Here is a 15,706-nt window from a genome sequence, read left to right on the forward strand (position 1 = left end):
TCACTACATTTTTGCTGAAGCGTTAGCAATGAAATTTCTAAATTCAGATTACAAAAAGAGATTAATGCCTAACCTTTCTATTCTTCTTTATTTGATTTTATGAAAATCGAAGTTATTGTTAAGCCATTTTCATATTTTTACAAATCACTGTCTATTTATCATTTTTTAGCATTTATGAAGAATCTTATCTTATTACTTTCAAGTTTCATTTTTATAATTAGTTGCCAAGCAAAGTATTCTGGTGTCCCAGAGTCTTATCATTCCTTGCTTGATGAAGCTATAGTTAAAGCAGATTCTAATGCATCCGAAATTTTAACAGCACTTACGAAAGCCCCTAAAGAACAAAAAGAAGGTATGGCATTTCTTATTAGTTATATGCCAAAAAAGGATTTAACAACCTTAACGGCTTCTTTTCTGCTTGAAAATGCCGAATACGCTTATAAAGCTAGAACTATTTATCCTTGGTGCAAAGCACTTCCGGACTCTATTTTTTTTAACGAAGTTCTGCCCTATGCGAATGTTGCAGAAACTCGTGATCCTTGGAGAAAAGACTTCTTTGAACGTTTTTCGAAATATGTTGATGATAAAGAGAATTTAAAAGATGCCATTTTTGCTATTGCGAAACCCATTAATAAAGAAGTAAATGTTGAGTATAATATTAATCGATCGATAGTAGATTCTAGCCCCAAAGAGGCAATGGCTGAAAATATGGCTACCTGTACTGGGCTTTCTATAATTTTAACAGATGCATTTAGGTCTGTTGGAATTCCTTCACGTCTGGCAGGAACAGCCATGTGGACTAACATGCGAGGAAACCATACATGGACAGAAGTATGGATAGATAACCAATGGAAATTTATTGAGTATTACCCAGAAGACCTTAATGAATCCTGGTTTTTAAAAGATGCTGGCAAAGCAGATCGTAGCAATCCATTGCATTGGATTTATGCAGTTTCTTACAAACCAACAGGGCAGTATTACTACGCAGGCAAGGCTGTAAAATATTTGTACGACCAATTGGAAGACAGTCAGATACCTGAAGACTTTCGTAATAAATTGAAAGAATGGCAACAATCTTCAAAAGGAGAAATAACAACAAATGACGAACCTTACATTCATGGTGTTAATGTTACACAGCACTATATAGATTTATATAATGAATCAATTAAAAACACTGGTCTTTCTGACGATGAAATTATGGTTGAAATTGTAGTATTTAAAGATAAAAATACTAACAAAAGCGATTCAAGATTAGCAAGCCGCGTTAATGTACTAAAAAATGGCGAAACTGTTGACTTTGGCTATTCACCTAATGCTACAGATGATATGAATAAATTCTTGAATTTTAAATTACTTAAAAATACAGAGTACAAAATTGTAGTTTCAAATTCTAAACATAATTTAGAAAAGTCTTTTGAAGTCCTTACAAAAGATGAGGCTAACCAAGAATTAAAACTTGTTTTAGTAGATTAAATCAAAAATCTAAACATACCCGACTATTATTTTATCATACATTAAATAAGAAATGCATTACATCGCCGTCCTTAACTATATAATTCTTTCCTTCAACACGCATTTTTCCAGCTTCTTTCACTTTGGCTTCGCTTCCGTAAGAAACGTAATCATTGTAAGCAATGACTTCAGCTCTGATAAATCCTTTTTCAAAATCGGTATGAATTACTCCTGCAGCTTGCGGAGCTGTAGCACCAACATCTATGGTCCAAGCTCTAACTTCTTTTTCGCCAGCTGTAAAATAAGTTTGCTGATTTAATAATTTGTACGCTGAACGAATCAATTTTGAAGAACCTGGTTCGTCCAACCCAATATCTTGTAAGAACATTTGGCGTTCTTCATAATCATCTAATTCGTTAATATCTGCTTCTGTACCAACTGCCAAAACCAGAACTTCTGCTTTTTCATCTTTAACAGCGTCTTTGACTTGCTCTACATAATCATTTCCAGAAACAGCTGAACCTTCATCAACATTACAAACGTACATGACTGGTTTATCTGTAATAAATTGTGAAGGTTTAACAAAGTCTATATAATCATCGTCTTCAAACTCAATGGCTCTAACAGAAATACCTGCTTCTAATCCAGATTTTACTTTTTGTAAAACGGCTTGTTCTTTTTGGGCGTCTTTATTACCTGTTTTTGCAGTACGGCTTACCTTATCCAACTTCTTATCAACGGTTTCCAAATCCTTGAGCTGAAGCTCCATATCAATGGTTTCCTTATCTCTAATAGGATTTATATTACCATCAACATGTACAATGTTATCATTATCAAAACAACGCAAAACATGCAGAATGGCATCTGTTTCACGAATGTTCGCCAAAAACTGATTTCCCAATCCTTCACCTTTGCTAGCACCTTTTACCAAACCAGCAATGTCAACAATTTCCACAGTAGCAGGTAACACACGTTGTGGTTTAACCAATTCTTCCAATTTTTGTAATCTTGAATCAGGAACATTAACCACACCAATGTTTGGCTCAATAGTACAAAACGGAAAATTTGCACTTTGCGCTTTAGCATTTGATAAACAATTAAATAAAGTCGATTTTCCAACATTTGGCAATCCCACAATACCTGCTTTCATTCGTAAATATTTTTTAAGGCTGCAAATGTACTTATTTAATTCTTTTTTAAGAAAACTCTTTAATAGCTTTATGTATGTTTGTGCAACAAATTTTTGAAAGATTCGTCGTTTTTGTATTAAACCATCAACATGACATTAAAGAAATTCCTACTTATCACCTTGTTAAGTTTTTCAAGCCTGTTATCGGCTCAAAATTTTTCAGGTAGAGTTTTAGATACCATTAACCAACAACCCATTCCGTATGTTGCAATACAATTTAATAGCACAACTCATGGTGTGATAAGCAATATAGATGGTTATTTTACTATTTCGCTTGATGCTGTTAAAGATTCCGACGTTTTAAATATCTCCTGTTTGGGTTATGGTACTAAATCTGTTTTATTAAACAACTTAAAATCTGATGGAACTGTTATCTATTTAAGTGAACATTTAAATGAATTGGATGCTGTAATTCTTACTGGCGAAAGACCATCAATAGATAGCATTATGGCCCGAACAAACCGAAACATTAAAACCAATTACAGACCAAACAACGTGTCCAACAAAATTTTTCATAGGAGTACAGCTTATATGGACTTTGATGAGTTAAATTTTGATATAGACAAAGCTTCTGGAATGCGAAAATCGAAATTAGAAAGCGCCAACAAGAGTTTAGATTCGCTTACAAATGTGGTGATTAATGCCAACATTGCACATTACACAGATTTTGCGGGGACATTTTTTGTGTTGGATGCTAAAAACAAAAAACTAAATGTTGACAAAGCCACTTTGCTTTTAGATAAGAAAAGAGATTTCTCTATGGAAACTATTGAAAAAAAAGGCAAAGAAATTATTCTGAAATATCTAGATCCTAACGCAACATACAAAGTAAAAACAGGTTTATTTAAGGTTGAAGATTCTTTGTCCTTGAAAGAAGAAATAAAGAAAGAGCAAGAAGAAAACGAAAAGAAAGAGCTAGGTGTAGAAAGCCTCAAAGAGACAGCTTCTAGTCAGTTGAATAAAGGCTTTTTTGATCAGGATACTTTTATGCAACAACTTATAGATACAGATTTGTACAGATTTATATTGCAAGATGTTACTTTCTATATGAACGAGATGGTTTATGTTGTGAATTTTAAGCCAAGAAGGTCTTCCTCAAAATATTCTGGAACACATTATATCTCGAGTGCAGATTATGGTATTTTAAGAACCGATTTTAGTTTTGCCAAAGGAAAACGTGGTGAAAAATTTAATTTAAGACTACTTATTGGTGTAAAATATGTTGAAAATATAAGCAATGGTACTGTTTTATATGATAAGAACATAGAAGGTTACTACCAGCTAAAATATGCTTACAGAGAAATTGGCAGATATATTTATGTACACAGACCATTTAAGTTTATCGAAAACTCTAGCTCAAGAGACAAGGTGTCTTTCGATTTTCTTTTAGAAGGAAGTATTAAAGAAAAACATGAATTATTACTTCTAGAGACCAATCCTTTAAGTCAAGCTGAATACAATCAGTTTACGCAACCAGAACATATTATCTATCAAGAATTAGATCGTTATGATGCTAATATCTGGAAAGACTATAACGTGATCGAACCTTTGGAAGAAATGAAGCAGTTTAAAAGTTCTGAATGATTCATTAATTTTTTAGAATTACTCTTTTCGGTCTCTGCTATGATCAGTTGCGTTTTTGAGCAACTAATTTAGCAAATACAAACCGAATAGAAAATTCAATAGAATTTTCGTAAGCAGCCTAAAATCAAGCAATTAATTATACACTCGATGTAGGCAAAAGTTAAGATATTAACATAACTGTTTTAACTCCTTTTAATCTAAAATCAAAATATTATTTGACACAGAATTACCTTCGAATATTAATTTAGAAATATAAACTCCAGCCTTTATTTTTTTCCCATGAGAATTAAATTCATTCCAATCTATTTTATGTTTTCCAGTCATTTGGTTCGGTAACTCAAAACTTTTTACCTGTTGACCATTTAAATTATAAATATTTAAAAGAACGTCACCTCTTGACGGTATTTCATAATATAACGTCGTAGTATTACTATCAATACTAGGTAATTTTTGATTAAGTCTCAATCGTCCTCGATTATTTCCACCCTCATATGAAAATATCCATACGTCATTATCAACGTTTAAATAATTGAAAGGATCAAAGAAATTAAATGTTTCTCTATCTCCACCAAAACTAAAAATCATATCTGAATTATTTCCTTTTCCCTCAACGACAACTGCATCAAAGTCATATTTTATTTCTGAAGGATCGTTAGCATTCCAAGGTGAATCACTAACCTTCTTCCAATTACTACCATTATTACTAATCCATATGTCCATTGGATTTGCAGGGTTGATACCATTATCTAGTCCAAGTCCAAAACCACCAAATAGAACAAGTCTGTTTTGTGCAACTACAACCTGATGACCAGGTCTCGCAACCCATGGAGCATCATCAGTAACTAATTCCCAGTCTACACCATTTTGTGTCCGCCATACGTCATTAAAGTATGGAGGATTAAGACATGGTGGTTGCTGTGTCGGAGGATAACTTGGATCGAAAGGACAGATAAATCCTTCTTCGCCACCTATCATGTACATATAGTTGTCCTTAACCACTGCAATACCTCCAGCTCGTTCGGCCCAAGGAGCATGTTCTGTAACTAGTTCCCATTCTATTCCATCTGTAGATTTCCAGACATCATTGTAATAGATTCTTGCAGGACCTTGAGGAGTAATGGAAGAGTCATCATTAACAGATCCACCCATGACATAAATTTCGTTATTAAAGACAACGGCACTTAAACCAGCTCGCTCACTCCATTCCGCAGCTTCAGTCATATTTTCCCAAATAATGCCGTCAGTACTTCGCCAGACATCATTAAAAAAATCAGATTGTGCGAAAAAAGGAGGTAAATCTGGTATCCCAGGATTTTCTACAATATTAAAATTTTGACCACCAATTATATACATGTATTCACCTTTGCTCACGGCCTGGAAATATGCTCGTGCTGGCCAATGTGAATCGTCGTCCGTTTGTAAAAGATTGTTCCAAGAATTACCATGGTCCTCACTTGTCCAAACATCTCCCCAAATTATACTTAATCCTGGGACTGGAAAAGGCAAGGATGCTGGATCTAATGGAGTTCTTCCTCCAAATAAAAAAAATTGATCTTGATGATTTAAAACTTGAAGTCCAGCTCTTGGACTCCAATTTGCATTATTGTTAACTTCTTCCCAAGACCATTGTTTAAAATTATTCCTATTATTACCATTATTGTTTCCTCTTTGTGCCTGCAAAGAAATACTGAATACAAATAATAAACATAAAATAATTGATTCTGAACAAAGTACACTTCTTCTAAAAATAGAGCTTTTCATAAATAAGATTTTAAAAAAGTAGATAAGCTAGAAAGAAATGAAGGAAGATTAAATTACATAAAATTATCTTTTTTTAAAATTTAAATAGTTAAAGGGTGAATTAATTTGGTTAAATGTGCTAATAAATAACTTATGTAATTATTGCCAACGATATGATATTTATCGTTTTAAAGATTTATATCAAACGATAAGCGGAGTTAGGTTTTTAAAATTATAAAATCAATAGTAGTAAAATTTACTTATACAAATACTATTAAACAAAAAATCCCAAACTCAAGGTCTGGGAAATATTATTATTCATGAATAATTAATTACAATTATTCTTTATGCATAAATGCTTGTTTACCAAGTAATGTTTCTTCGTCCTCTACATGGTCTTCATCAGGTACGCAACAATCTACTGGACAAACAGCTGCGCACTGAGGCTCTTCATGAAAACCTTTGCATTCTGTACATTTATCTGGAACTATGTAGTATAGCTCGTCACTAATAGGTTCTTGCGCCTCTTCAGCATTTACAGCTTTTCCGTTAGGCAGAACGATATCGCCTTCCAAACTTGTTCCGTCATTATATCTCCAATCGTCTGCGCCTTCATAAATGGCAGTATTTGGACATTCTGGTTCACAAGCTCCACAGTTAATACATTCGTCTGTTATTATAATTGCCATAGCATTTTCTTTTTCTAACTTTGCAGGCAAAAATAAAGCCAAATGTTATCATAACCAAACAGAGTATGCAATTACAACAAAGAATTAACGCATTCGCAAAATTAGGCGGTTTTTTAGGTCAATTCTCTAATAAAGATATTCATAAAAAAAATGATATTGCATTTAACGATTTGTTTTATGATGGATTTAAACATCAAATAAAACTGGCAGAAGAATACAATGGCTGGTTTAGCGAAGAGAATATATTATTTGCATTAAATACTTGGTCTAACTTATTGAATATAAGCAATATTAATGCATGGATTAAAAACTATAACTTTAATAACGTTAAATCAAAAAAAGTTGCCATAATTATGGCAGGAAATATTCCATTAGTTGGTTTTCATGACTTTATTTCTGTGTTGATTTCTGGTCATGACGTTATTGTAAAACAATCATCAAACGACAAACGCCTTCTACCCTTTTTGACTAAATATTTGGAACATGTAGAACCAGAATTCAAAAACAAAATACAGTTTACTGAAGATAAGTTAGATTCCTTTGATGCCGTTATTGCAACTGGAAGCAACAACACAGCCAGATACTTTGAATACTATTTTAGAGGCAAACCATCCATTATCAGAAAAAATAGAAACTCCGTTGCCGTGCTTACTGGAAATGAATCTAAAGTACAATTAAAATTATTATCTAATGATATTTTTAGATACTACGGTTTAGGCTGCAGAAATGTATCTAAACTATTTGTACCCGAAGGTTACAATTTTGATTCATTCTTTGAAGCTGTTTACCATTGGCATCCAATTGTAGAGAAAGCCAAGTATGCTAACAATTATGACTATAATAAGGCTGTATACCTTATGAGCGAGTTTGATATGTTGGATAATGGTTTCCTAATCTTAAAAGAAGATAGTAGTTATTCATCACCAATTGCTACGATTTTTTATGAAAATTACAACTTTTTGGAGGAACTGAACAAAAAATTAGATGCAGACAAAGATCATATACAGTGTGTCGTTTCAGAAAATGTCAGAGAAAAAGAAATTGGCTTCGGCGAAACACAAAAACCTCAACTTTGGGATTATGCAGATGAAATAGATATTATTGAATTTTTGCTAACGATTTAGCCTAAAAATTATCATTTTAATAACACAAAATAACGAATTAATTAGGAACTTTGCATCTGTCAAATTTTTAACCCAAAAATGAAATGAATCATAACAAATCTTGATGTTGTTTCGACAGGTTTTGATGAATTATATCCGACAGATAAAAAAACAATAAATATAAACAGATGAAAATACATAATTTCAGTGCTGGTCCGTCAATCTTACCACCACAAGTCTTATTACAAGCTTCTGAAGCCGTATTAAATTTTAATAACGACAACCTTTCTATATTAGAAATCTCTCATCGTAGTAAGCCATTTGTTGATGTTATGGAAAAAGCTCGAGCGCTTGCTTTAGAATTGCTTGGACTTGAAGGCAAAGGTTACAAAGCCTTGTTCTTGCAAGGTGGAGCAAGTACTCAATTTTTGATGGTTGCTTTAAACTTATTGGAAAAGAGAGCTGGTTATTTAAACACTGGTTCTTGGAGTGATAAAGCTATAAAAGAGGCGAAAATCTTTGACGATATCTATGAAGTAGGTTCGTCAAAAAGTGCTAATTATAACTACATCCCTAAAGGATATGACATTCCTACAGATTATGATTATTTTCATTGTACCTCAAACAACACCATTTTTGGTACTCAAATAAAAGAATTTCCAGACTGCCCTATCCCTATGGTTTGTGACATGAGTAGTGATATTTTTTCCCGTCAGTTAGATTTTTCGAAATTTGATTTGATTTATGCAGGAGCACAAAAAAATATGGGTCCAGCTGGAACAACACTAGTTGTTGTGAAAGAAGATATTCTGGGTAAGGTTTCAAGAAAGATACCTTCAATGATGGATTATAAAGTTCATATTAGTAAAAGCAGTATGTTCAATACGCCTCCAGTTTTTGCTGTATATACGTCTATGCTCACGCTAGAATGGTTAAAAGATTTAGGAGGTATTAAAGCCATTGAAAAAGAGAATGAGAAAAAAGCTCGATTGATGTATTCTGAAATTGATTTAAATCCTCTTTTTAAAGGGTTTTCTGTAAAGGAAGATAGATCTTATATGAATGCCACTTTTAATTTAGTTGATGACACTTTAAAAGAGACATTCGACACGATGCTAAAAGAAGCTGGAATCAGTGGTATTAATGGACATAGAAGTGTTGGTGGCTATAGAGCATCAATGTACAATGCTTTATCTTTAGATAGTGTAAAGGCATTGGTAGAAGTTATGAGTGAATTAGAAAGCAAAGCATAAAAAATATAAAATGAAAGTATTAGCTAATGATGGAATTTCACAAAGTGGAATTAATGACCTTAAAAAAGCAGGAATAGAAATATATACAACTACAGTTGCGCAAGAACAATTGGTTAACTATCTAAATGAAAACAATATTGACGTATTACTTGTTAGAAGTGCTACTCAAGTAAGAAAGGATATTATAGATAACTGCCCAAGTCTAAAAATTATTGGTCGTGGAGGTGTTGGTATGGATAATATAGACGTTGAATATGCTCGTGAAAAGGGCATTCATGTTATCAACACGCCAGCTGCATCATCACATTCTGTAGCGGAATTAGTTTTTGGTCATTTATATGGATTGGCCCGATATTTACATAACTCGAATAGAGATATGCCTTTGGATGGAGATACCAAGTTTAAAGATCTCAAGAAAGCATATGCTAAAGGTATAGAACTTAAAGGAAAAACATTAGGCGTTCTAGGTTTTGGTCGTATTGGTCAAGCTACTGCAAAAGTAGCGATTGGAGCTGGTATGAAAGTTATTGCTTTTGATCCTTTTATAGACAAGGCCAGTTTAAAACTTGATTTCTTTGATGGTAGAACTCTCGACTTTGATATCGAAACCATTTCTAAAGAAGAAGTTTTAAAGCAATCAGACTTTATAACTCTTCACGTTCCAGCACAAAAAGATTATGTTATTGGGAAGCCTGAATTTGACAAGATGAAAAATGGAGTCATCTTGGTTAATGCTGCTCGTGGCGGTGTTATCGATGAAGTTGCATTGGTACAAGCTATTGAAAGCGGGAAAGTAGCTAGAGCTGCTTTAGATGTTTTTGAAAAAGAACCAAAGCCAGAAATTCAATTGCTTATGAATCCTGCATTATCTTTAACACCACATACTGGAGCTGCTACTAATGAAGCACAGGATAGAATCGGTTCAGAGTTAGCATCACAAATTATTGGCATTTTGAAATCCTAATCAGGTTTCATGTTTGTTAAACTCTCTTAAAATCAAAAACTTTAAGCAAAATATTTCGTATTTTTAGTGTAAAACAAGACTATGAAAACTTTTGTATTCATTCTTTTTGTTGGTGTCTTTTTTATTGGCTGCAATTCGACAAAAGACATTAACAATAGAAACCAAGAGATTGTAAGCTATACCGATAATGATACTATTAGTATCTCTAATGAAGAATTAGAATACGAAATCATTATTATTGAACCGGGTTTTAATGCTTGGTTAGTAAGTACTGCAAAACCAGAAGGATTCTACTCCCAACAGTATTTAGAAAATAAAAATATTTTCTATGTCACAGAATGGAATATTAGAGCGTCCCAACCACTTAATTACAATCCGAACCTTTATGAAATGCAAATAGACTACAGAAGCGGCATTGATTATGGCTATGAGGTCAATTATAAGCTTTACAATTATTTTGTCTATTTTCAAATCAAATACAATCAAGAATTAGGCGTTGGTAGACCTAGAATCTAACGAAGTTTTGTTACTTTTGCATCAGTAAAATTTTTTAGGTGAATAAATTAAAAAAACGCTGGAACATTACTTCAAATTGGCAAATTGCAATCATTCTGATTGTATTTTCAATTACAGGATCTACAGCTGCCTACATTGGAAAACCTATTTTAGGATTTTTTAATATTACTCCAGAAAATATTAACTTGGTTTTGTATTGGTTTATCAGAGTTTCGTTGCTGTTTATTGTCTATCAGATCATGTTGGTGTTTTTCGGTTGGTTGTTTGGACAGTTTCAGTTTTTTTGGAATTTTGAAAAAAAGATGCTTTGCAGAATTGGGTTTAAGCGATTTTTTAATTAATGCAAGAATTAAAGCAACATATAGTCTTTAAAATACTATCAATAGCCTTATTGATAACAATACTTATACCTTCGGCTGTAAAACTCGCTCATGTGTTTCAGAATCATAAACACGAAGTTTGTCTTGAACAGCACAAAACTCATTTACATACTTTAGATCTGGAATGTAAATTCTATAAATTCAAAGTAAACAATACGTTTACTATTCCAGTATTTAATATTGAGATAGCCGTATTAAAAAAGGAGCATAAACCAATTCTATCCCATTATAGTTTTATAAGTCATTTTCAATCTCTTCACTTTTCGCTTCGTGCACCACCACAGTTAGTTTAGTACTTTTTAAAGCTGAATTTTTGGCTATTACTAATTATTAAATTAACAATACATGAAAATATTAATTCATATTGTACTATTCTTTACAGTACTAAATCTATATTCACAACATAGTATTACAGGAAGTATCAAGGAAGCAAATACAAACAATAATATTCCGTTTGTAAATATTTACATTCCTCAATTGGAAAAAGGAACCATATCTGACGAAAACGGGACATTTACATTAAACAATATTCCCCCAGGAAATTATAAAGTCATTTTTTCCATTATTGGTTATGAAACGCTTTCAAAAAATATTGAAGTTCCTCAAATCGAAGATTTACAAATTGTATTAAATCCTTCTGCAATTGAAATGGAGGAAATCATAGTTTCAACGCCTTTTCACAAACTGCAGAGTGAAAATGTTATGAAAGTTGAAAAAGAAAATATAAACGATCTAAAAGCCAATGGTGCAGTGACATTAGCAGATGGTATTACAGACATAGCAGGAGTAGAAAGCATATCAACAGGTTTGAGCATTAGCAAACCCGTAATAAGAGGTTTAAGCTCCAATAGAGTTTTAGTTTATACGCAAGGTGTGAGATTAGAGAATCAACAATTTGGTGATGAGCATGGTTTGGGTATTAACGATGCCGGAATTGAAAGTGTAGAAGTCATTAAAGGTCCTGCTTCGTTGCTTTATGGAAGCGATGCTCTTGGTGGTGTTCTCTATCTTAATCCAGAACGGTTTGCAGAAGCCAACACAAACTCTGGGGATGTGACTTTCAACTATTTTACAAATACAAATGGCTATACTACAAATGCAGGTTATAAGTCTTCTGGAGATACATTTAAGTTTATTTTTAGAGGAAGTCTTGCAGAACATTCAGATTATAAGACCAAAGATTACAGAGTATCTAATACACGTTTTGGAGAGAAAGATTTTAAAACAGCTTTAGGCTTTCAATCAACAACTTTTAAAACTGAATTAAGATATAATGCTAATATAATCAAACCAGGAATTCCTGAAGACATTGGTATACAATCTACCAACAAAACACCGCTTCCACCTTATCAGGAAGTCACTAATCATGTATTGAGTTCAAAGTCTACAATATTCTTTAAAAATTCGAGTTTAAACGTCAATTTTGGTTTGCTTTATAATGATAGAAAAGAGTTTGAAGATGAGCATGAAGATGACCACGAAGATCATGATGAGGAAGTAGGACAAGAAGACGAAAAGCATGAAGATGAACATCATGACGACTTACAACCTGCTTTACAAATGAAACTTAAAACTTTCAATTACGATATTAAATATAATCTTCCAATGTTTGGAAAGTTTGAAACTATTGTTGGTTTACAAGGTATGCTTCAGGAAAATAGTAATTATGGAGAAGAGCAGCTCATACCAGATGCAACAACTAACGATATTGGCTTTCTGGTAGTAACACATATTCACTTAAATACATCCGAACTTGAGTTCGGTGCTCGTTATGATCACAGAAGTATTGATGTTCTAAATAACATCAATCCAAATTACAAAAGTTTTAATGGTGCAGCTGGAATAAAAACAAACCTTAAAGAAAATATTACATTAAGGCTTAATCTTGCAACAGGTTTTAGAGCACCAAATCTGGCAGAATTAACTTCAGATGGTGTACATCATGGTTCAAATAGGTATGAGGTTGGAAATGTAGACCTGACTTACGAGCAAAACTTTCAAACAGATTTAGCCCTAGAATTTAAGAACGAACATGTAGAGGTTTTTGCCAATGCATTTTACAATATGGTTAACAATTATATCTACCTGTCTCCAAATGGAAGTTTTATAGATAATACTCCTGTATATAATTATTTACAAAACGATGCTAAATTGTATGGAGGTGAATTTGGTTTACATTTTCATCCACATCCATTGGATTGGCTTCACTTTGAAAGCAGTTTTGAAACAGTCACTGGAAAGCAAAATAATGATGATTATTTACCTTTAATCCCAGCCAATACATTTAGCAACACCATACGTATAGAATTTAATAACCAATGGTTAAACAAAGGTTATGCTTTTACAAAATTACGCACTACGCTCAAACAAGACAAGGTCAGTATGTTTGAAACCCAAACTAATGGCTACACGTTATTAAGTGCTGGTTTTGGTGGTACAGTTAAGTTGTTTAAAAAAGATTTACAACTTACAATTTCTGGAAATAACCTCACCAACAAAAGGTATATTAACCATTTATCCAGATTAAAACCAGAAGGTATATACAATATTGGAAGAAACTTAAGTTTTGGTATACAATATAATTTATAAAACCAAACCAAAAGTTCTCTTGTGCCAAAAATTAAGTCGATAAATCCATATATTTGATGGCATATAACCAATTTGACGATTAACAGTTTATGAACATAGATTTTAGTAAAATTTTTAATGATTTTTACTTGGACATTAGTTCAATGTTGCCAAAAATAATAACTGCTATAATTGCAATATTATTCTTCATAATTCTTGGAAAGTTATTTTATCGATTTATTGGTAAAAGAATCCAATTAAAATGGAAAGACAGTATTATTTCGAACTTCACGGCAGAAGCTACTAAATGGTTTTTTTACATTTTTGGTTTAATTGTAGCATTGAATATTGTTGGTTTTGGCGGTATTGCAAGTAGTCTAATTGCTGGAGCAGGTATTAGTGCTATTATCTTTGGATTTGCATTTAAGGATATAGGAGAAAATTTTTTAGCTGGAATTATTTTAGCATTAAAACGACCATTTGAAATAGGAGATATAATAGAAGTAGATGGTTATAAAGGGAATGTGAAAGACCTTGATTTGAGAATAACTCATTTAAGAAATGTTGAAGGAAAAGATATTTATATTCCCAATTCGTCAATAATAAAAAACACCCTAATAAATTACACAAAAGATGGTAATTTAAGAATGAGCTTTATGATAGGTATTGCACCTGAAAATGATATAACTCAAACTCGAAGCTTAATTATTGAATATTTAAAACAGAATAAACAAATATTAAAAACACCTATGCCAAACATAGTTGTTCAAGAATTAGGTGAATTTACCACTGATTTACAAGTCCTGTTTTGGGTAGATATCTTATCAAATAAAAAACTACCAGATAGCTACCTTGGACATAACATTCGTAGCAAAGTTATTTCAGATATTAAAGAAATACTCGACAAAAACAATATTGAAATGCCTTCTCAAGTTATTGAGCACAAAATGTATAGAGATTATAAATTTCAAGTAAAAAAGGATGAATAAAAACTACAATACTGTGTATAATAAATTGCTCGATTACTGAATACATACGAAAATCCTCGAGGATTTTCTATTGAGTTTGTATTTGCTAATTTAGTTGCTGAAACAAGCAACGGAATTATACACAAAACAGTTGTACCACATTAATCATGAAACTAAAGATAATCACATCAAACCTTATCGTTTTCATTTTGTTTATCAACAGTTTTAATATTTATGCACAAGTACTTCATGAAAGAATTAGGGCAAACCACAAAATTTATATTCCAGAAGGTAAAGGAAATTTCCCTGTTGTTATTGTCTTTCCAGGCTGTAGTGGGGTTTCATTGAATGGGCCAGAAACTGATACTGGAAGACCTGGTGATGAGGCTGATAGACTTTTCCGTAGGCACTATTCACGAATGGCTGTAAGGTTACAAGAAGCTGGTTTCTTGGTCTTATTGGTTGACTATCTAACTGCAGAAGGTGTTTCAAATACATGTGGTTGGGAAATCCATCCAAAACGAATTGGCGAATACATATACGAGGCCGTCTCATTTGCCAAATCGATACCAAATGGTAATTTAACCAGAATTCATGTAATTGGTTGGTCACACGGAGGTGAAGGTGTGCTAGCATGGCTAAACAAATTAGACATAGAGCCAAGGGATGTTAAGTCTGCAATTGCGGTCTATCCAGGATGCAGTTCGAATAAACCTTGGAAAACCTTACTACCTGTGCTTATGATTCTTGGTGAGGCTGATGACATTGCACTCCCTAATATTTGTAATTCATTAGTACAATCGCTACAAAACAAAACTAATGTATCTGTGATAAGTTATCCAAACGCTCGTCATGGATTTGACTTGACTGAAGGTCCAAAAATGCTATCTGTTGGTAATAATCTAACTATCGGTAGAAATCAAAAGGCAGGTGATGATGCTTGGAATAAAATTTTCAAATTTCTTAAAAAAAATTAAAATAACGCAGTACAAAGTCGTGTATTGCTTTGCTTGCTAATAGCTAAACCAAAAAAAATTACATTTAACTTGGGTTAATTCTTACTCCAAAAATACTACTGATTTTCTATTCCGTTTGTATTTGTTAAATTAGGTGCTTAAACAAATAACTAAACCCATATTCTATATGAAAAATAAAAAATTAGTAAAAGGAGTCGCTTTAGGCATTGTAATTGGAACTGTGGTAGGTGTTATTACAGATAATATTGGATTATGGCTTGCCGTTGGAATTGCGATTGGAGCTGCAGTTGGAAACACGTTATCTAATAAAAAGACTAAATGAT

General features: G+C 32.6%; 15 protein-coding genes. 12 read left to right on the forward strand and 3 right to left on the reverse strand.

Annotated features, from left to right (window positions below; genetic code table 11):
• The first annotated feature begins 99 nt into the window (after positions 1–99).
• Positions 100–1,473, forward strand: a complete 1,374-nt coding sequence (locus AAFP94_RS12165; RefSeq protein WP_316663011.1) for a transglutaminase-like domain-containing protein — start codon at positions 100–102, stop codon at positions 1,471–1,473.
• Between the two features lie 34 nt (positions 1,474–1,507).
• Here AAFP94_RS12165 and ychF read toward each other — a convergent pair whose 3' ends face one another.
• Positions 1,508–2,602 carry a redox-regulated ATPase YchF gene (gene ychF, locus AAFP94_RS12170; RefSeq protein WP_316663012.1) on the reverse strand — a complete coding sequence of 365 codons (1,095 nt, stop codon included), beginning with the start codon at positions 2,600–2,602 and terminating at the stop codon, positions 1,508–1,510.
• Positions 2,603–2,731: 129 nt separating this feature from the next.
• Here ychF and AAFP94_RS12175 point away from each other — a divergent pair, with 129 nt between their 5' ends.
• On the forward strand, positions 2,732–4,225 hold the full coding sequence (locus tag AAFP94_RS12175; RefSeq protein ID WP_316663013.1) for a carboxypeptidase-like regulatory domain-containing protein: 1,494 nt from the start codon (positions 2,732–2,734) through the stop codon (positions 4,223–4,225).
• Positions 4,226–4,417: 192 nt separating this feature from the next.
• Here AAFP94_RS12175 and AAFP94_RS12180 read toward each other — a convergent pair whose 3' ends face one another.
• Together AAFP94_RS12180 and AAFP94_RS12185 are read right to left on the reverse strand one after the other, a co-directional pair.
• Complete coding sequence (locus tag AAFP94_RS12180) at positions 4,418–5,986, reverse strand: hypothetical protein (protein WP_316663014.1); 1,569 nt, start codon at positions 5,984–5,986, stop codon at positions 4,418–4,420.
• Between the two features lie 317 nt (positions 5,987–6,303).
• Positions 6,304–6,654 carry a 4Fe-4S dicluster domain-containing protein gene (locus AAFP94_RS12185; RefSeq protein ID WP_316663015.1) on the reverse strand — a complete coding sequence of 117 codons (351 nt, stop codon included), beginning with the start codon at positions 6,652–6,654 and terminating at the stop codon, positions 6,304–6,306.
• 65 nt (positions 6,655–6,719) lie between these two features.
• Between AAFP94_RS12185 and AAFP94_RS12190 the strand changes: the two genes are divergently transcribed.
• From AAFP94_RS12190 to AAFP94_RS12235, 10 genes are all read left to right on the forward strand, one after another.
• A complete protein-coding gene (locus AAFP94_RS12190; protein ID WP_316663016.1) occupies positions 6,720–7,778 on the forward strand; it encodes an acyl-CoA reductase in 1,059 nt (352 codons plus the stop codon).
• Positions 7,779–7,945: 167 nt separating this feature from the next.
• Entirely contained in the window at positions 7,946–9,010 is a 1,065-nt protein-coding gene (gene serC, locus AAFP94_RS12195) for a 3-phosphoserine/phosphohydroxythreonine transaminase (RefSeq protein ID WP_316663017.1), read from the forward strand.
• Between the two features lie 10 nt (positions 9,011–9,020).
• Positions 9,021–9,974: a D-2-hydroxyacid dehydrogenase gene (locus AAFP94_RS12200; protein ID WP_316663018.1), complete on the forward strand. Its 954-nt coding sequence runs from the start codon at positions 9,021–9,023 to the stop codon at positions 9,972–9,974.
• 81 nt (positions 9,975–10,055) lie between these two features.
• On the forward strand, positions 10,056–10,490 hold the full coding sequence (locus AAFP94_RS12205) for a DUF6146 family protein (RefSeq protein ID WP_316663019.1): 435 nt from the start codon (positions 10,056–10,058) through the stop codon (positions 10,488–10,490).
• Between the two features lie 38 nt (positions 10,491–10,528).
• On the forward strand, positions 10,529–10,831 hold the full coding sequence (locus tag AAFP94_RS12210; protein WP_316663020.1) for a DUF6787 family protein: 303 nt from the start codon (positions 10,529–10,531) through the stop codon (positions 10,829–10,831).
• The gene (locus AAFP94_RS12215) at positions 10,831–11,163 is read left to right on the forward strand and encodes a hypothetical protein (protein ID WP_316663021.1); all 333 of its coding nucleotides are present in this window, start codon (positions 10,831–10,833) and stop codon (positions 11,161–11,163) included. The genes AAFP94_RS12210 and AAFP94_RS12215 overlap by 1 nt, the downstream gene beginning before the upstream one ends.
• A 52-nt stretch (positions 11,164–11,215) precedes the next feature.
• The gene (locus AAFP94_RS12220) at positions 11,216–13,459 is read left to right on the forward strand and encodes a TonB-dependent receptor (RefSeq protein WP_316663022.1); all 2,244 of its coding nucleotides are present in this window, start codon (positions 11,216–11,218) and stop codon (positions 13,457–13,459) included.
• 89 nt (positions 13,460–13,548) lie between these two features.
• A complete protein-coding gene (locus AAFP94_RS12225) occupies positions 13,549–14,427 on the forward strand; it encodes a mechanosensitive ion channel family protein (protein ID WP_409628677.1) in 879 nt (292 codons plus the stop codon).
• Positions 14,428–14,573: 146 nt separating this feature from the next.
• On the forward strand, positions 14,574–15,383 hold the full coding sequence (locus tag AAFP94_RS12230) for a dienelactone hydrolase family protein (RefSeq protein ID WP_316663024.1): 810 nt from the start codon (positions 14,574–14,576) through the stop codon (positions 15,381–15,383).
• Between the two features lie 166 nt (positions 15,384–15,549).
• On the forward strand, positions 15,550–15,705 hold the full coding sequence (locus AAFP94_RS12235; protein ID WP_316663025.1) for a hypothetical protein: 156 nt from the start codon (positions 15,550–15,552) through the stop codon (positions 15,703–15,705).
• Position 15,706: the final 1 nt, after the last annotated feature.

The organism is Gilvirhabdus luticola (assembly GCF_040117515.1).
In the GTDB taxonomy this organism is placed as follows: domain Bacteria; phylum Bacteroidota; class Bacteroidia; order Flavobacteriales; family Flavobacteriaceae; genus Gilvirhabdus; species Gilvirhabdus luticola.